The organism is Stenotrophomonas geniculata ATCC 19374 = JCM 13324, from assembly GCF_001431625.1.
GTDB classification, from domain to species: domain Bacteria; phylum Pseudomonadota; class Gammaproteobacteria; order Xanthomonadales; family Xanthomonadaceae; genus Stenotrophomonas; species Stenotrophomonas geniculata.
Window position 1 is genome coordinate 53,861 of the sequence record NZ_LLXT01000160.1, and the last position, 17,512, is coordinate 71,372.

General features: G+C 67.4%; 15 protein-coding genes and 1 tRNA gene. 7 read left to right on the plus strand and 9 right to left on the minus strand.

Annotated elements, in window-relative coordinates; genetic code table 11:
• Positions 1 to 179 precede the first annotated feature (179 nt).
• A complete protein-coding gene (locus ARC63_RS21810; protein WP_057504358.1) occupies positions 180 to 1,205 on the plus strand; it encodes an NADP-dependent oxidoreductase in 1,026 nt (341 codons plus the stop codon).
• 73 nt (positions 1,206 to 1,278) lie between these two features.
• Here ARC63_RS21810 and ARC63_RS21815 read toward each other — a convergent pair whose 3' ends face one another.
• A complete protein-coding gene (locus ARC63_RS21815; protein WP_049409128.1) occupies positions 1,279 to 2,121 on the minus strand; it encodes a bifunctional transcriptional activator/DNA repair enzyme AdaA in 843 nt (280 codons plus the stop codon).
• A gap of 132 nt (positions 2,122 to 2,253) precedes the next feature.
• Here ARC63_RS21815 and ARC63_RS21820 point away from each other — a divergent pair, with 132 nt between their 5' ends.
• Positions 2,254 to 3,015, plus strand: coding sequence for an SDR family oxidoreductase (locus ARC63_RS21820; RefSeq protein WP_057504359.1), 762 nt, complete (start codon positions 2,254 to 2,256; stop codon positions 3,013 to 3,015).
• 6 nt (positions 3,016 to 3,021) lie between these two features.
• On the opposite strand, the gene ARC63_RS21825 is transcribed toward ARC63_RS21820, so the two are convergent.
• Positions 3,022 to 3,507, minus strand: coding sequence for a hypothetical protein (locus tag ARC63_RS21825; protein WP_057504360.1), 486 nt, complete (start codon positions 3,505 to 3,507; stop codon positions 3,022 to 3,024).
• Positions 3,508 to 3,668: 161 nt separating this feature from the next.
• Here ARC63_RS21825 and ARC63_RS23535 point away from each other — a divergent pair, with 161 nt between their 5' ends.
• Entirely contained in the window at positions 3,669 to 3,839 is a 171-nt protein-coding gene (locus ARC63_RS23535) for a hypothetical protein (RefSeq protein ID WP_167345310.1), read from the plus strand.
• A gap of 63 nt (positions 3,840 to 3,902) precedes the next feature.
• On the opposite strand, the gene ARC63_RS21835 is transcribed toward ARC63_RS23535, so the two are convergent.
• The 4 genes from ARC63_RS21835 to ARC63_RS21850 form a co-directional block, all read right to left on the minus strand.
• A tRNA-Ala gene (locus ARC63_RS21835) sits at positions 3,903 to 3,978 on the minus strand.
• Between the two features lie 107 nt (positions 3,979 to 4,085).
• Positions 4,086 to 5,012 (minus strand): alpha/beta hydrolase, encoded by a 927-nt coding sequence (locus ARC63_RS21840; protein ID WP_057504362.1) that lies wholly within the window; start codon positions 5,010 to 5,012, stop codon positions 4,086 to 4,088.
• Entirely contained in the window at positions 5,002 to 5,895 is an 894-nt protein-coding gene (locus ARC63_RS21845; RefSeq protein ID WP_010486561.1) for an alpha/beta fold hydrolase, read from the minus strand. Before ARC63_RS21845 ends, ARC63_RS21840 begins: the two co-directional genes overlap by 11 nt.
• 21 nt (positions 5,896 to 5,916) lie before the next feature.
• Positions 5,917 to 6,972, minus strand: a complete 1,056-nt coding sequence (locus tag ARC63_RS21850) for a sugar phosphate isomerase/epimerase family protein (RefSeq protein ID WP_057504363.1) — start codon at positions 6,970 to 6,972, stop codon at positions 5,917 to 5,919.
• 101 nt (positions 6,973 to 7,073) lie between these two features.
• Between ARC63_RS21850 and ARC63_RS21855 the strand changes: the two genes are divergently transcribed.
• Both ARC63_RS21855 and ARC63_RS21860 read left to right on the plus strand, forming a co-directional pair.
• The gene (locus ARC63_RS21855; RefSeq protein ID WP_010486565.1) at positions 7,074 to 7,655 is read left to right on the plus strand and encodes a TetR/AcrR family transcriptional regulator; all 582 of its coding nucleotides are present in this window, start codon (positions 7,074 to 7,076) and stop codon (positions 7,653 to 7,655) included.
• 180 nt (positions 7,656 to 7,835) lie between these two features.
• Positions 7,836 to 10,166: a TonB-dependent receptor gene (locus tag ARC63_RS21860; RefSeq protein ID WP_057504364.1), complete on the plus strand. Its 2,331-nt coding sequence runs from the start codon at positions 7,836 to 7,838 to the stop codon at positions 10,164 to 10,166.
• 88 nt (positions 10,167 to 10,254) lie between these two features.
• Here the strand turns inward: ARC63_RS21860 and ARC63_RS21865 are convergent, their stop codons facing one another.
• The 3 genes from ARC63_RS21865 to rnd all read right to left on the minus strand — a co-directional run bounded on the left by ARC63_RS21865 (position 10,255) and on the right by rnd (position 14,462).
• Positions 10,255 to 12,327, minus strand: a complete 2,073-nt coding sequence (locus ARC63_RS21865) for a DUF4034 domain-containing protein (protein ID WP_057504365.1) — start codon at positions 12,325 to 12,327, stop codon at positions 10,255 to 10,257.
• Between the two features lie 119 nt (positions 12,328 to 12,446).
• On the minus strand, positions 12,447 to 13,178 hold the full coding sequence (locus ARC63_RS21870; RefSeq protein ID WP_057504366.1) for a hypothetical protein: 732 nt from the start codon (positions 13,176 to 13,178) through the stop codon (positions 12,447 to 12,449).
• A 204-nt stretch (positions 13,179 to 13,382) separates the two neighbouring features.
• The gene (rnd, locus tag ARC63_RS21875) at positions 13,383 to 14,462 is read right to left on the minus strand and encodes a ribonuclease D (RefSeq protein WP_057504367.1); all 1,080 of its coding nucleotides are present in this window, start codon (positions 14,460 to 14,462) and stop codon (positions 13,383 to 13,385) included.
• Positions 14,463 to 14,546: 84 nt separating this feature from the next.
• On the opposite strand from rnd, the gene ARC63_RS21880 reads away from it, so the two are divergent.
• Positions 14,547 to 16,433: a formylglycine-generating enzyme family protein gene (locus ARC63_RS21880; protein ID WP_057504368.1), complete on the plus strand. Its 1,887-nt coding sequence runs from the start codon at positions 14,547 to 14,549 to the stop codon at positions 16,431 to 16,433.
• A gap of 89 nt (positions 16,434 to 16,522) precedes the next feature.
• Complete coding sequence (locus ARC63_RS21885) at positions 16,523 to 17,419, plus strand: M48 family metallopeptidase (protein ID WP_057504369.1); 897 nt, start codon at positions 16,523 to 16,525, stop codon at positions 17,417 to 17,419.
• Positions 17,420 to 17,512 lie beyond the last annotated feature (93 nt).

Sequence of the window (17,512 nt, forward strand, 5' to 3'; positions counted from 1 at the left end):
CATCGTCTGCGGTGGAAATCAGCAGATCGCCGCGATCGTCAAAGCTGCAAGGGAAAGGGCTGCGCCGGCCCCGTGCCGCGCCGGTCCATGGAACGCTGTTTTCGTGGCCGCCATCGGGGATGGCTGCGGCGTAGTGTCGGCACTCCTTTCCTGATGCTGGCAACAGCAGAGACCTGGCCATGTCCGATTCCTCGACCACCTCCCGCATCGTGCTTGCGTCGCGTCCGCAGGGGGCGCCAAGTGCAGCCAATTTCCGCCTGGAACAAGTTGCGTTGCCGACATTGGCCGCTGGCGAGGTGCTGCTGCGCAACCGCTACCTGTCGCTGGACCCGTACATGCGGGGACGCATGGACGAGGGCCCGTCGTACGCCGCGCCGGTGGCGGTGGGCGCGGTGATGGAAGGGCAGACCGTGGCCGAGGTGTTGCAGTCGAACGCCGAGGGCGTAGCCACAGGTGAGCTGGTGCTGGCACCGGGTGGCTGGCAGACCCACGCGGTGCTGCCGGCCAAGGCACTGGTGCGCCGGCTGGATCCGGCCGGGCTGCCGCTGAGTACGGCGCTGGGGGTATATGGCATGCCCGGCTTCACCGCCTATTCCAGCCTGCATGAAATCGCCCGTTTGAAGGCGGGCGAGACGTTGGTGGTGGCTGCCGCGACCGGGCCGGTGGGTGCGACCGTGGCGCAGCTGGCCAAGCTGCAGGGCGCGCGCGTGGTCGCCATCGCCGGTGGCGAAGCCAAGCGCGCTTACCTGCAGACGTTGGGGGTGGACGTGGCGCTGGATCATCGCGCCGTTGATTTCGCCGCGCAGCTGCGCGCAGCGGTTCCTGCGGGTATCGACGTGTATTTCGAGAACGTGGGCGGGCACGTGCTGGATGCAGTGCTGCCGCTGCTCAACGACTTTGCCCGCGTTCCGGTGTGCGGCACCATCGCCACCTACAACGAGCGCGGCGTCGAGCAGCCCGGTCCGGACCGGTTGCCCGCACTGTTCAGCCAGATTCTGCGCCAGCGCCTGACCGTGCGCGGTTTCATCGTGCACGACTTCAACCACCTGTGGCCGGACTTCGAACGCGAGATGCCGCAGTGGCTGCGCGATGGCCGCATCCAGTACCGCGAGGATGTGGTGGAAGGGCTGGAGAATGCGCCGGAGGCGTTCTTCGGGCTGCTGAAGGGGCACAACTTCGGCAAGCTGGTGGTGAAGCTGGATTGAGGGCTTGGCGGTGTGCCGACCAAGGTCGGCACCTACCGGAAGCTGGGCGTGCCGACCAAGGTCGGCACCCACGTCAGGCAGTCGAGGCCTTTTCCCGGCGTAGCAGTTCGCGCTTGCGCGCTACACCCCACGCATAGCCGGACAGGTCCCCATCGCGACGTACGACGCGGTGGCAGGGAACTGCCACCGCCAGCGGGTTGCTTGCGCATGCACGTGCTACGGCACGGCTCGAGCGGGGCGCGCCGATGCGTGCGGCGACATCCGCATACGACGCGGTCTGCCCGCGCGGAATCTGCTGCAGCGCCTGCCATACCCGTTGCTGGAACGCGGTGCCGCGGATGTCCAGCGGCAGCGTGGCGCCCCGCGTGGGATCCTCGACCAGGCCCACCACCTGTGCCACCAGTTGTTCATAGCCCTGGTCGGCGCCGACCAGTTCGGCCTGGCGGAAGCGTTGCTGCAATGACTGCAGCAGCGTCTCCGGATCGTCGCCGAGCAGGATCGCGACCACGCCGGTGGCACTGCTGGCCACCAGCACGCTGCCCAGTGAACTTTCGGCAAGCGCGAAATGGATGACTTCGCCGCGACCACCTGCGCGCCATTGCTTGGGAGTCATGCCCAGCAACTTCGGTGCGTTCTCGTAGAAGCGTCCGCTGGAGCCGAAGCCGGCATCGTGGAAAGCGTCGGTGATGCGTTCCTGTTGTTCCAGCCCGGTGCGCAGGCGGTCGGCGCGCAGCGCGGCAGCGTACTGCTTCGGGGTCAACCCGGTTGCTTCCTTGAAAAGGCGATGCAGGCGGGTTGGGCTGCAACCCGCGATCCCGGCCAGTTCCTGCAGCGAGGGTTCGTCGTGGCTGGCCTGAAGGTGGCGGCAGACCCGTTCGACGCGGGCATCGAGGGCGGTGGTGGCGGTACTGTCCATGGCCGGATTCTGGCACGCGCCGGTGCTGCGGAAACTCCGTTTCCTGCACCGATGGGCCAGGCCCGGAAACGGAGTGTTGGCAGGGGAGAGGCGCGGCATCGTGGCGGCCACTTCACAACCGGTACCACGACCATGCGCCTGAACAACAAGATCGCTCTCATCACCGGTGCCAGCGCCGGCATCGGCCGCGCCAGCGCCCTGCGCTTCGCTGCCGAAGGGGCAAAGCTGGTGCTCAACGCACGGCGGCCGGAGCCGCTGCAGGCGCTGGCCGAGCAGATTCGCGCCGCCGGTGGCGAAGCCGTGGTACATGCCGCCGACGTGGCCGACCCGGGTACGGCGCAGGCGCTGGTCGATCTGGCCCAGCAGTCATTCGGCGGCCTGGATATCGCCCTCAACAATGCCGGCATGCTTGGCCCGGGCGTGCCGGCGGCGGAGTTTCCGGTGGACGCCTGGCGCGAAGTGATGGCGACCAATCTGGATGCCGCCTTCCATGCGGCACGCGCGCAGTTGCCGGCACTGCTGGCGCGCGGCGGCGGCTCGCTGGTGTTCGTCGGCACCTTCGTCGGCCACACCGTGGGATTCCCGGGCATGGCGGCCTATGCGTCGAGCAAGGCGGGGCTGATCGGCCTGAGCCAGGTGATCGCTGCCGAATACGGCGCGCGCGGCGTGCGCAGCAACGTGCTGCTGCCCGGTGGCACCGATACCGAGATGGGGCGGCGGGCCGCACCCACCGGCGATGCCCGCGACTTCGTGCGCTCGCTGCACGCACTGAAGCGCATGGCCGAGCCGGAGGAGATCGCCAACGCGGCGCTGTTCCTGGCCAGCGATGAAAGCAGTTTCGTTACCGGTACCGCGATGCGTGTGGAAGGTGGGGTGTCGATCACACGTACCTGAGCGGGGTCAGGAGCGTGGCGCGTAGCGGATACCGCTGCTGGCCATGAAGCCTTTCGGATCGAAACGGGCCCAGGCTTCGCCCCAGCCGAACCGGGCGTGGCCGCCGGCCAGCTTGCGACCCAACGCCGCACCCAGGGTGCGGCGCATGAAGGCGACTTCGGCATCGATCGCGGCCTGGGTCGGCCAGCCGTCTTCCAACGTTGCACCGGGTAGATCGACGCCCATTGTCACCATGTCGAGCTGTTGCCCGTGGAAGCACAGGCTGATGCCAGCGGGCGCACCGCCCAGGCTGAGCTGGTGCAGGCTGAGCCAGTGATAGCCGGTGCCGACATCGCGCTCTCCTCGCATCAGCGTGGCAAAGTCGATGCGCGCCTCCTCCAGTGACAGGGTGGGGCAGATCAACGTCGGCAGGTTGCCGAGCTGGATGCTGCCCTTGGTCGCATCGAGGAGCATCGGCAACGCGTGGGCTGCGTGCTGGGCAGGAGAGGGCATGGCATACCGGTGGGCGTGATGCCCCGGATTCTGGCTGCGCGGGGGCCGTGGCGGCAAGCCCGTGCCTGCACATGACGTTGGCACAGGACTGACCTGCGGCTTACCCGGCAACCTCTAGCGTGGTGGGCAACGTGGGCCCGCCGCCGGCGTGGGAGATTTCAATGAACGAGCGAGACAAGGATCAGGACCCGAAGCAGGGCATCCAGGAAAGCCGCCAGGACAGGAAGCAGGACGATGTGGCCAAGCAGCGGCCGGGGCAGCGCGATCAACAGGTGCGCGATAGGCACTCGCGCAGTCCACATCGCAAGGATGGCGGTGAGGAGCCGGCCTGAGCCCCGGGTGCTGAAAAGAAAAAACCCGCAGATCGCGGAGATCTACGGGTTCTTTCCGAATAGTGGTGGAGCCAAGGAGGATCGAACTCCTGACCTCGTCATTGCGAACGACGCGCTCTCCCAGCTGAGCTATGGCCCCACGGCAGGCTTTCAGTGTAGCGCCGCCCGGCGGGCTTGCCAAGCGCCGGGCCGGAACGGAACAGCGGCAGCCGTGCAGCCGTGCAGCCACCACCGTCCCACACTGATTCAGGCCAGGGCCTGGCGTAGCAGGGCGCCCGCGCGCTGTACCGCCACGCCGGTAGAAACAGCCACCCCCTGCAGGTGGATGCAGGCATGGATCATCCCGGGCAGTTGCTCCAGCGTGCAGGCGATACCCTCGGCCTGCAGGCGATGCGCGTACTGCTCGGCCTCGTCGCGCAGCGGGTCGTGCTCGCAGCTGAGTACGGAGGCTGGCGCCAGCCCCTGCAGGTCTGTTGCGTGCGCGGGCGAGGCCAGTGACGGCGGCTGATCCAGATTACCCAGATAGGCCTGCCAGCAGCGCTGCATCAGTTCGGCGCTGAGGTAGTAGCCCGTGGCGTAGTCGCGGTAGGAATCGCTGCCCATGCCGGCATCCAGCGCCGGGTACAGCAGCAACTGGTGGCACGGTTGCGGCAGGCCGAGATCGCGCAGCAGCAGGCAGCAGGCGGCGGCCAGATTGCCACCGGCGCTGTCGCCGCCGATCGCCAATCGCTGCGGGTCCAGCCCGAGGCGCTCGGCGTTGTCCTGCAGCCACGACCAGGCATCGGCAACGTCGTGCAGCGGCACCGGGAACGGGTGTTCCGGCGCCAACCGATAGCCCACGGCCACAATCACGCAGCCACTGGCATTGGCCAGCGCACGGCAGGGACCGTCATAGACCGCCAGCGAGCACTGGAACCAGCCGCCGCCGTGGGCGAACAGCAGGGCCGGCGCTGGTCCGTCGGGCAAACCTTCCGGTGTGTAGAGGCGGACGTCCAGCGCCTGCCCGTCGCGTGCGATCACCGTGTGTTCGATCACATGCGCAACCGGCTGCGGCGCACCCTGCAACTGTGGCAGCGCGCTCTCGCTGATCGCCCGCAGTTCGCGCAGCTCCTCCGGCAGCGGATGCGCCGCGACGGCGTCGACAAACTGCTGCAGCGCCGGTTCAAGCTGCATGGCGCACCTCCTGCAGGAACGGCAGCAGCTGCGCCAGGAACGCCTGCGGCGCTTCTTCCATGATGAAGTGGCCGCAGCCCGGCACGATGCTGCCGCGCACGTTGTCGGCGTGCGGTTGCAGGGTCAGCATCGGCGCATCGGCGGTGGCGTGCTCGGCGCCGATGGCCAGCACCGGCATCGCCAGCCGGCGCTGTGCACGTTCCTTGTTCTGGCGGATGGTTTCCGGGATCGCGCGGTACCAGGCGAAGCCGGCCCGCAGCGCGCCGGGGCGGCTGTAGGCGGCGATGTAGGTGTCGGCAGCCACCGCGTCACGGCGGTACGACCAGCGGTCGAACATGAACTCCAGGTAGGCGCGTTCGCGGCCACTGATCAGTGCTTCGGGCAGGTCCGCGACCTGGTTGAACATGAAGTGCCAGAGGAAGATGTTGTCGGCCGGGGCAGCGAAGATGCCCGGTTCCGGCGCCAGGCCGGGAATCACCGCTTCGGTAACCGCCAGCTGGCGCACCGCCTGCGGCTGGTCGCTGGCCAGTGCATAGGCAATCCACATACCGATGTCATGTCCGACTACCTGGTAGCGCTCGTGGCCCAGCGCCTGCATGGTCTGGTGCAGGACGGCGGCGGCACTGCCGGTGTCGTAGCCGTGGCTGGGGCGATCGGATTCGCCGATGCCCGGCGGATCGACCGCGATGGCTTCGAAGCCGGCTTCGGCCAGGGCGTGCAGCACATGGCGCCAGGCGTACCAGGTCTGCGGCCAGCCGGGAATCAGCAATACGGGTTCACCGTGACCCGCGGACACGCAATGCACGCGCTGGCCGTCGATGCGCAGGTAATGGTGGCGCAGGGGAGCGTCGCCGGCAGCGCCAGCGGAAAGAGAAGTGGTCATGAGGGAGTGCTCCGTTGGGGCTCAGGCGATGCCGAGCATCTGCTGCATCTGCGCGGTGCTGATCGGTGCACCGGCGAAGTCGTCGAAGATCTTGTCGGTGACCGGAATGATGTGGTCGTGGATGAATGCAGCGCCTTCGCGCGCGCCGGCTTCCTGGTCCTTCAGGCAGCACTCCCATTCCAGCGTCGCCCAGCCCTGGTAGTCGTACTGGGCCAGCTTGGAGAAGATCGACTTGAAGTCGACCTGGCCGTCGCCCAGCGAGCGGAAGCGGCCGGCGCGCTCGGTCCAGTCGGCGTAGCCGCCATAGATGCCCTGGCGGCCGCTGGGGCGGAACTCCGCATCCTTGACGTGGAACATGCGGATCAGCGGGTGGTAGATGTCGAGGTACTGCAGGTAGTCGAGCTGCTGCAGCACGAAGTGGCTGGGATCAAACAGGATGCGGCAGCGCTCGTGCTGGCCGACGCGCTCGAAGAAGCGCTCGAAGCTGGTGCCGTCGTGCAGGTCTTCGCTGGGATGGATCTCGTAGCAGAGGTTGATGCCATTGTCCTCGCAGCTGTCGAGAATCGGCCGCCAGCGGCGGGCCAGTTCATCGAAGGCGGCATCGATCAGGCCCGGCGGGCGCTGCGGGAACGGGAACAGGTAGGGCCAGGCGAACGAGCCGGAGAAGGTGCCCATGTCCTGCAACCCAAGACGGCGCGAGGCGCGAGCGGCCAGGTGCAGCTGCTGCTGTGCCCATTCCGTGCGGGCCTGCGGATTGCCGCGCAGTGCTTCCGGCGCGAAGCCATCGCAGAGTTCATCGTAGGCCGGATGCACGGCCACCAGCTGGCCGAGGATGTGGGTGGTCAGCTCACTGACCTGCAGGCCGTGCTCGGCCAGGGTGCCACGGATGTCGTCGCAGTATTCCTGGCTGTCGGCGGCGGTGGCCAGGTCGAACAGGCGTGCATCCCACGCGGGAATCTGCAGCGCCTTGAAACCGTGGCCGGCGGCCCACGCGGCAATGCTGGCAAGTGAGTTGAACGGGGCCTGGTCGCCGGCGAACTGCGCCAGGTGCAGGCTGGGGCCCTTGAGGGTCTGCATGTGTTGCTCCAATTATTTGTCGGTCGACAAAGAATAGGCGCGACTCTCGCGATGGTCAACACCCGCGTTACACTGCGCGCCTCACTGGAGCAGGCAGGCAGATGGCAGGGCGACCGCGCGAATTCGACAGGGACCAGGCGTTGCGCAAGGCGATGCTGCTGTTCTGGCAGCACGGCTATGAAGGCACGTCGATGTCGGCACTGGTCGAAGCACTGGGCATTGCCTCTGCACGCATCTACGCCGCGTTCGGCAGCAAGGAGCAGTTGTTCCGCGAAGCCGTGGCGCTGTACGAAGAAGGCGAGGGCGGTTTCGCGCCGCGCGCGCTGGAGCAGGCAACATTGCGTGAGGCGATCGGTTCGATGCTGCGCGAGGCGGTGATGACCTACACCCGTCGCGGGCGCCCGCATGGTTGCCTGGTGGTGTCCTCGGCCAGCAGCGTGTCGCCCGATGGCGAAGGCGTGCGGGACTGGCTGGCCAGTCATCGTCGCCAGCGCACGGCGGCGATCATCGCGCGGCTGCAGCAGGCGCAGGCCGAGGGGGAGCTGGCCGACGACGCGGCGGTGCAGGCGCTGGGCGACCACTTCGCCACGGTGCTGCATGGCATCTCGGTGCAGGCGCGTGACGGCATCAGCCGCGAGCGCCTGCTGGCGATGGTCGATGTCGCGTTGACCCCGCTGCCCTGAGTCAAGCCTTCAGGGCGTGCGGAATGCCCTGTAACTGTGCCGAAAGCGCTTGTTACGCCGGGTTTGGGTGCTGCGCAACGAAATCGTAACAATTTGGGGGATAATGGCCGCTTGCGCAGTTTTCCTCCTTTTTGCCGCCCGGCCCGCGCAGGCCGCTCGGACGCCTCCTCAGAGCATTGCATGCCCTCCCATACCGATTCCCGCCGCCTGTCGGGTCTGTCGTCTTCCCTTGTTTCCTTCCGCCGCCACCCGCTGGCACTGGCCTGTGCCGGTCTGGCCCTGGTCGGCAGCTTCGGCGCCGCCGCGCAGGACAGCGCGCCGACCCCGACCGGCCTGGACACGATCACCGTGACCGCCGAACACCGTGAGCAGAACCTGCAGGAAGTGCCGGTCTCGGTGGGTGTGGTACAGGGCGAGCGCATGCGCGACTTCACCGCCGGCGGCGACGACACCCTGCTGGCACTGTCCGGCCGCGTGCCGAGCCTGTATGCGGAAACCACCACCGGCCGCATCTTCCCGCGCTTCTATATCCGTGGCCTCGGCAATATCGACTTCTACCTGGGTGCCTCGCAGCCGGTGTCGATCATCCAGGACGATGTGGTGCTGGAGCACGTGGTGCTGAAGTCCAACCCGGTCTATGACGTGGACCAGGTGGAAGTGCTGCGTGGCCCGCAGGGCTCGCTGTTCGGCCGCAACACCACCGCCGGCATCATCAAGTTCGACACCCTGAAGCCGACCCAGGACTACACCGGCCGGGTCAACGCCAGCTACGCGACCTACAACAGCGTGTCGATCGACGGCGGCTTCGGCGGCCCGATCAACGACATCGCTTCGTTCCGCGTGTCGGCGCTGTACCAGCACCGCGATGACTACGTCGACAACACCTACAAGGGCCCGAGTGCCGACGGCACGGTCAGCCCGAAGAAGAACGCGATGGGCGGCTTCGATGACCGCAACGTGCGCGCGCAGCTGCTGCTGACCCCGAGCGACCAGTTCTCGATCCTGGCCTCGGCCCACGCCCGTGACTACGAAGGCACCTCGACCCTGTTTCTGCGCGGTGCGCTGACCAAGGGCTCGAACAAGACCGACGTGCCGCGCGACCAGGTCGCCTACGACGAAGCCGACAACAACCCGCAGGCTTACAAGACCTACGGCGGCTCGGTGAAGGCGCGCTACGACTTCGGCGCGATCGACTTCACCTCGATCACCGCCTACGAGACGACCTCCGGCTACAGCCGTGGCGACACCGACGGCGGCGCTGCGGTGAATTTCCCGGTGAACGGCGTGCCGAACGGCTACGGCCAGTCGATGGGCCGCATCCGTGACCTGGACCAGTGGACCCAGGAATTCCGCCTGGCCAGCCATGACGACAGCGCGCTGCAGTGGCAGGCCGGTGCCTTCTACTTCAACGGCAGCGACACCACCGACTTCTACCAGCGCGCCTGGTTCCTGCAGGGCGCGGCCCGCAACCCGAACAACTGGGTGCGCCTGCGCAACAAGAACACCTCGTGGGCCGGTTTCGGCCAGCTGAGCTATGCCTTCACCGACAAGTTCACCGTCACGGCCGGCCTGCGCCAGACCCGGGACGAGAAGCACACCCGCCTGCTGAAGACGGCTGACACTGCCGCTGGCGTGGTCACCTACAAGGGCCGCACCGACGTCAAGATGTCCGACACCACCCCGAGCTGGGATCTGAGCGCGATGTATCAGATCACGCCGGACGTGAGCGTCTATGCCAAGGTCGCCCGCGGTTTCCGCGGCCCGACCATCCAGGGCCGCTCGGCCGTGTTCAATGCCGACTTCACCACCGCCGATTCCGAGACCATCCTGTCCTGGGAAGCGGGCGTGAAGAGCAGCCTGTGGGACAACCGCCTGCGCTTGAACGCCACCGCGTTCACCTACACCGTCAACGACATCCAGCTCAACGGCAACGATTCGGACGGCAACGGCGTGCTGTTCAACGCCGACAAGGCCAAGGCCTATGGTTTCGAAGCGGACATGGAGCTGCGCCCGATCCCGAACCTGACCCTGAGCGCCGGCCTGAGCCTGCTGCACAGCGAGATCAAGGACAAGCGCGTCTACGCGCAGGTCTGCGGCCTCAACGGCCAGGTGGTGTGCACGGTGAATGACCCGACCATCAAGGTCGGTGCCAACACCTTCGCGCAGATCGACGGCAACCCGCTGCCGAACGCGCCGAAGTACAACGTCAACCTGGCCGCTCGTTACGACTTCCCGGTCAGCGACGCGGGCACCATGTTCGTCTCCACCGACTGGAACAAGCAGGGCTACACCAGCTTCGTGCTGTACGACAGCAAGGAGTTCAACTCCAAGGGTGATTTCGAAGGCGGCCTGAAGATCGGCTACTCGGGCAACTACGGTGCCTACGAAGTGGCGCTGTTCGCGCGCAACATCACCAACGAGAAGAACCTCAAGGGTGTGATCGAGAACTATATGGCTGCGGTCTACAACGAACCGCGCACCGTCGGTGTCTCGCTGAACATGAACTGGTAAGGCTCTGGCGCGGTGGCGGTGCCTCCCGCCATCGCACTGCTGGAAAGCAAAGGGCGGCCCGGAGTTCCGGGCCGCCCTTTGCGTTGCTTCAGACTGCGGTAAGGTCGCTGTCTTGGCTGCGCTGGCCGAAGGTCAGGGCCCAGGTGGCGCTGTCCACCTGCTGGCGGTCCTGCGCCTGCTGCCTGCGTGCGCGGCTGGCACCGAACCAGCGACCTTCGCCATTGATCAGCGGCGCCATGCGCACCACATCCACATACTCCGGATCGATCTCGCTGGCGCGTTGCAGCCAGGTCAGCGCCAGGAAGGCGTTGGCCGGCACGCCGTTGCCGAAGTGGTAGACGTCGGCCAGATAGCCGGCCGCCCACAGCTTGTCGTCGTCATCGCCGCGCCACCACAGCGGGATCAATGCGCGCTCGACCGCTTCGCGCTTGTGCGCGTCGTTCTCGCCATCCAATGCCAGGCAGGCCAGGTTGCGGCAAGTGGGGGCCCAGACGCGTTCACCGGTTTCCGCTTCATCCAGGCAGCGCAGATACAGCTCACGCGCGCGGGCTTCGTTGCCGGCGCCACCGGCAGCGACCAGGCGCACGGCCAGGTTGTAGGTGGCGATCAGGTCGCCGCCTTCCACCGCACGCTCCTGCCAGTGAGCGGCCTTTTCTGCATCAACGAACTGCGGCTGGTCACGGCCACCCAGGCGGCCCTTGTACAGGTCGCAGAGTGCCGACATCGCGCCGGCGTCGCCATCGTCGGCCATGCGCTGCAGCAGCGACAGGCCGGCGGCCTGTGATACATCGCAGAACAGGTTGGCCGCGAACGTGACTGCCGAGGTGTTCTCCCGCGGGGCAAGTTCCAGGGCGCGCTGCAGCAGGGGCGCGGCACGTGCCGGGTCGGCGGTCTGGCCGAGCAGTCCATGCTCGATGGCGGTGGCTGCCCAGAGCAGGCCGATCGCGGAATCACCTTCGCGTGCCGCGTAGTCCACCACCTGGGCGAACAGCGCTTCGGCACCATCGACGTGGGCAAACCAGGCGCAGGCCTCGAGATTGCTGAGGCCTTCATGCAGGACCATGTCGCGGTCCAGCGTCCAGGCCTGCTGCAGGTCCTCGAACACCGCCTGCATATGCTGGGCGTCCCACCGGACGTCGTTCTCGACATCCTCACGGCGCCCGAGCCGGTAGCGCAGTCCGGCACGCTGGGTCAGCACCTCCGCGCGCAGGGCACGGTCCAGGTGCCAATCGAGGATCTGCGCGTAGGCCTGCTCGTGCGCTGCGACGGTTTCGCTGTCGTCGCGCTGTGGCAGCTCGGCCAGCCAGTCCTGCGCCTTTCGCCAGCGCAGCGCATTGCTCTGCGTCAGATCAAGGCCACGACACCAGCTGCCCTCGATGAATTCTTCCATCGCCTCGTGGCTGCCGCCCCAACGCGGGTACAGGAAATACAGGGCGCTCTCCAACGTGCTCAGGTCGTCGGGGCGCTGTTCCAGCACCAGCCGCATCCAGTACGCCAACGGCGCATCGAAGTCGTCCTTGCTGCGTTCGCGCAGCAGCGGCGGCAGCGTGGCGGGCAACGCCTGCAGCGGTGCACCAAAGCGCGACAGCAGCTGCAGTGCCTGCGGCCAGGCCTGCGGATAGTGCTCGGCCAGCGCGGCATCATCGGATTCCGGCGGCTGGCCGGCCTGCAGCGCACGCAGCCAGTTCGGTTCGCGCAGGAAACTGATGATGCGTTTGATGCCGTCCAATGCCAGTGCGGGCCGTGGCGACAGCGCGGTCGCCTGCAGGTAAGCATGTACGGCATGGTCGCGGGCCAGCTGTGCGGCCAGCCACTGGCTGTCCTCCACCAGTGCGGCCACGTCGGCGCTGCGCAGTTCACCGGCAGCGTCTTGCCAGCAGGCGCCCAGGCGCAGCCAGGCGTAGTAGCTGCCGGGGGCGGCCGAGGCCCACTGCTGGGCCTGTTGCAGGCGCGCTTCCAGCGTCAGCGTGGCGTCGTGCAGGTTGCGCAGCCGCCAGCGGATGCCGGGCAACGCATTCTTTCCCTGCAGCCAGGCCAGCTCATGCGGAGCAAGCAACGCATCCAGTTCGGCATAGCGCCGCTCCTGCAGTGCGGTACGTGCCTGCACGCGCCAGGCGAGGTCTTCGGGGGAAAGTCCGTCTTTTGCAAATCCGTTTGTCATTGATGCAATCCAGCGAGTACGAGGCGGGACATTAGAAGCACGGTCGTTACCGGCGGCAAGCAGGACATGCGGCTGCCGTGTCGGTGGCATTCAGCAGGAGCCTTGCTTGAGGCAGAGATTCAATCCGTATCGGTTTCCTCATCGTGCAAGGCTTCTCCGTGGACCTGATAGCCCGCTGCACGCAGATGTTCCGGCCAGGGCGGCGTCGCCATTTCCTCCAGTGCCATCGACAGCCGCGAGGCGAGATGCAGGGGGCGCGCATCCAGCCAGTCAAGATAAGCGTCGCTGTGGATGAGTGTGCGCAGCGCGGTGCGGTCGTGCCATTGGGAGGGCGGCAGCAAGGCGAACCCCGTCACCCGGAACAGGCGTTCGCGTTGCGGATCGTCCATGTGCAGCGGAAATGCAAGCAGCAGCTCGGGCCGGTAGGCGAGGGTGCCCTGGCCCTGTCGCCACGCCTCGATTCCGGCGCGATCCACGCCGGGCACGGCGCGGTCCAGGGCCAGCCCGCCACCAGCTTCGAAATAGCCGTGCATCAGGGCATGCGGATGCAGCCAGGGTTCGAGCTTGTCCTGCTCGCTGGCAGCGGGGTCCTGTTCGATCAGGCGTGCCGACAGCGCGAGGTAGTGAACCGAACGGGCGAGATCCAGTCCGCCGGTCAGTGCCGCGTAGGCGTTGAGCTGGCTGCTGCGATCGATGCAGGGGCGCTGCTGCGCGTCATCGGCGACCTGCTGCGCGAGAGCGAGGTAACGTTCTGCCCCTTGTGGATCCTTGAACAGCGCACGGTAGCGCTGTGGTTCCCGCATCACTTCGATGGCGGCCTCACGATCGCCACGCGACAGCGCATCGTGCATGTACTCGAGTGTCTGCACTACAGGAACTCCAGAGGAGGATGGACAGGACGCCGGGTACGCTGCTCTGACCGTGGCGGTGCTGCCGACCAGCAGCAGCGAGCCGATCATCCATCGTGACATGCCGGAAAAGGGCCATGCAGGCATGCAGTAACGTCTTTGTCGAGCATTGGCAAGGCCGCCCCGTGAGGCGGCCGATGCGGGTCGCTAGTTCGCCGGCAGCAACGCCTGCAGCCGCGACTCCAGTTCCTGCTGGCGCCAGCCGGCCAGTGCGGCCGGCCATTGGCGGCGTTCCAGATAGCTTTCCAGATGCTTGCGGGAGGCCAGCACGCCATCCGGCAGGCCCAGCTCGCGGCTGCGTTCGGTCACCGCGTCCTGCAGCTTCTTCACTACCTGCTTGTTGCTGTCGTTGGCGGGCAGTGCCAGCGGTGCCTCGGCCTCATCGGCCAGCGGCGTGGACAGTGCCTGCCAGACCGCGCCTGCAAGCTTGCGCGGCGCCTTCGGGAACTGCTCGAACAGCCTGCCCAGTGCAGTCTCGTCGGCCGGTGGCGTGCGCGCCAGGGTGGCGGCCAGTTCGTTGTCCAGGATCCAGCTTCGCGGGCGGTCGCTGCTGCGTGCCTGCACATCACGCCAGCGCAGCAGGCGCAGCAGGCGGTGCTGTGCGGCTGCGTCGAGGAACTGCGCCGAGCGCATCGCCAGATGCGGCCAGCGGTCCTCGTCGTTGGCGACGCTGGCCAGCAGGCGCTCGCCATCGTCGTGCAGCCACTGCTGGCGGCCGAACGCCTGCAGCTTGGCATCAATGGCGTCATGCAGCGCGAACAGGTGCTCGACATCGTCGGCGGCATACTGCAGCTGCGACTCCGAAAGCGGGCGGCGCATCCAGTCCGAACGGGTTTCGCCCTTGGCCAGCGCCACGCCGGTGATCTCCGCCACCAGCTTCTGGTAGCCCATGCCGCCACCGATGCCGGCCAGCGCGGCGCCGATCTGGGTGTCGAACAGTGGTCGCGGCAGCACGCCGCACGCCCACTTGAAGGCGACCAGGTCTTCGCTGGCGCTGTGCATCACCTTGGTGATGGATTCATCGGCCAGCCACGGTGCCAGCGCCTCGGTCATGCCGGGAATCAGCGGGTCGATCAGCAGGATGTCCTGCCCGACCGCCATCTGCACCAGGGCCAGCTGCGGCCAGAAGGTGCGTTCACGGATGAATTCGGTGTCCAGGCCGATGCGGGTCGGGCGCTGCTGGAAGTACGCATCCAGCTCGGCGGGGGTGGTGATCCAGGTTGCCACGGTTCAGGGCCTACTACTCGGGTTTGCTCAGGCAGGGGAGAATAGCCTAACGTCGGTGCGCGTCCGTGCCGAAGGAGGCTCCGCTTGCGTTTTCCGTTGTCGTCCGCGCTGTGCACCGCCCTGGCCATGGTTTTGGCAGGCTGCACGCCGTCGCCCCCCACGGCAGCGGACCGGAGTGCCGGGGAGGAGGCGCGCCCGTCCACGAACGCAGACAGCGACGAGCGCCCGCAGGCCGGGCAGGGCAGCGTGACCATCGCCGGTGAGGATGCCGCCGAGGATGTACAGCAGTGGACGCCGCCGCGGGTGGACCGCCAGGGCCGCAGCCTGGCCCAGTTGCGCCGCGCGGCCGGGCAGGCCTTCACTGAGGGCCGGCTGTATGAGGATGCCGATGCCGCCATTCCGCTGTGGCTGGCAGTACAGGAAGAGGACCCGGATGACCGCCAGGCCCGCCAGGGCCTGCAGCGTGCCCGCCAGCGCCTGCAGCAGCAGGCGGATGCGTTGCTGGTGCGGCCGCTGAAGCAGCGCGAGGCGCTGGCCGAGGCCAGCCGCCAGGCGCTGGTGCTGCTGACCCTGGCGCCCAAGGACGAGAAGGTACGCGCACTGCAGGGTCGGGTGGAGCTTGCCCAGCGGGTGGTCGCTTACAACCGCGCCGGTGAAGAGGACCTGCGCGCGGACCGGATCGGCGAGGACGGGGATGGCGCCATCGGCAACTTCCGCGAGGCGCTGGCACTGGACGAGAACAACAGCCGTGCACGGCAGGGACTGGCCGCGGCCGAAAGCGGGTTGATCCGTCGTGCCGAGGACGCTGCTCGCACGCGCGATTTCGCCAGCGCGGGCACCTGGCTGGCCGAAGCCAGCAAGGTGCGCGACTCGTCGCCGACCATTGCCGACGCGTTCGAGCGCATTGAGCAGATCCGTGCGGCGGCATTGCTGCAGTTGCGCGATGACGGCCTGCGCGACCTGTCCACGCCGCAGGGCCTGAAGCCGGCACGCGAGAAACTGGCCGAGGCCCTGCGCATCGCCCTGCCGGGAGACGCGGTGGTGGCCCAGCTGCGTGAGCGCATCGACCTGGCCACCCACTACGGCAGCTTCCGCCCGGGACAGGTGTTCAGCGACGCCATGCGTGATGGCGGACGCGGTCCGCAGATGGTGGTGGTGCCGCATGGCGGTTTCCAGATGGGCGCCGGTGATGCCGAACCGGGTTCGAGCGATGCTGAGCGACCATCGCACTATGTGCGCTTTGATCGAGGCTTCGCGATGGCGATCACCGAGGTCACGGTCAGCGATTTCCAGCGCTACGTGAAGGCGACCAACGCGCGCCCCCGGGCGACGCGGCGTGGCCATTCGGTGGTCTATGACGAACGCAGCGGCAATTTCATCCGCCGCAGCGGCGTGGACTGGCGCTCGGATTACGACGGTGGCCGCGCGATGGCCAATTCGCCGGTGATGCACGTCAGCATCCGCGATGCCGAAAACTATGCGGCGTGGTTGTCCGAGCAGACCGGGCGCAGCTACCGGTTGCCCAGTGAAGCAGAGTTCGAGTACGCGTTGCGCGGCGGCAACAGTGGTCGCTACCCCTGGGGCGATGCGGGCACGCCGCCGCCGGGCAGCGGCAATTTCACCGGCAGCAAGGATGTGTCGCCGTCCGGGCGGCATTGGCACAACGCCTTCATCGGCTATGGCGATGGCTGGTGGGGGCCGGCACCGGTAGGGAGTTTCCAGGCCAATGCCTTCGGCCTGCACGATATGGGCGGCAATCTCAGCGAATGGGTGGCCGATTGCTGGCATGCCAGCTACCGGCGCGCGCCCTCCGATGGCGCCGCCTGGTTCAACCCGGGCTGTCGCGCACGGGTGATCCGGGGGGGCAACTGGGCCAATGCGCCGGAGCAGACCCGCGCCGCCTGGCGGCAATCCCAGGACTCGGATACCACCAACGCGCGCATCGGCTTCCGCCTGGTACGCGGTATCTGATCGGCAGCCGGCTTCACCCGTTGCTGGCATCGGCGCACTAAGATTGCGCCGTGCCCGCCGGCCGGCGGGGCCTGCTGGAAGCCGACCCGATGCGCAACGATCCCTTTTCCCGCCCGCCACAAGGCCCGCAGCGCCGCGGCCTGTTCGGCAACATCCGCTGGTGGGTGCTGCTGCTGGCCGCCGGCTACGCGGTCTTCTACTGGTTTTCCAACCGCACGGTGGATCCCTATACCGGTGAGAAGGTGATGATCGACAGCAGCCTGGACGCGCGCCAGGAGACTGCTTTGGGGCTGCAGGCCTACCAGCAGATCCTGTCGCAGGAACGGCCGATGGACCCCAATGCACCGATCGCGCGTGATGTGCGTGACATCGCCCAGCGCCTGATCGCCAAGGTCGATGTGGTGGAGACCGCGCTGGCCCAGGAGCATGGCGTGCAGCCGGCGCACTTCGCGCGGGACTTCCAGTGGGAAGTGAATGTGATCCCCTCCGACCAGGCCAATGCGTTCTGCCTGCCGGGCGGCAAGATGGCGGTCTACACCGGGCTGGTGCCGGTGGCGCGCACCCGCGATGCGATGGCGGTGGTGATGGGGCATGAGATCGCGCATGCGCTGCTGCGCCATGGTGCGCAGCGCATGGCCCAGCAGAAGCTGACCCAGATCGGGCAGGTGGCCGGCGCCGCCAGCGGCATGGATGCGCAGCAGCAACAGATGATGATGTCAGCGATGGGCTACGGTTACCTGTTGCCGTATGCACGCAGCCACGAGACACAGGCCGACGAAGTGGGCCTGATGCTGGCGGCGGCGGCGTGCTTCGACCCACGCGAGGCGGTGCCGCTGTGGCAGCGCATGGGCCAGGCCAGTGGTGGCCAGTCACCACCGGAGTTTTCCTCGACCCACCCGAACCCGGGCACCCGCATCCAGAACCTGCAGGCGCTGATGCCGAAGGCACTCGAGTACCGGCAGAAGTTCTGCGAGCAGGCAAAGTAGAGGGTGTTCGGCAGGGCTTGCAGCCCTGCACCTGCCGAAGCCAGAGCAACAGCAACCGCCGAAGCAAAGGCTGGCTATCCGTGGGATGGCGGG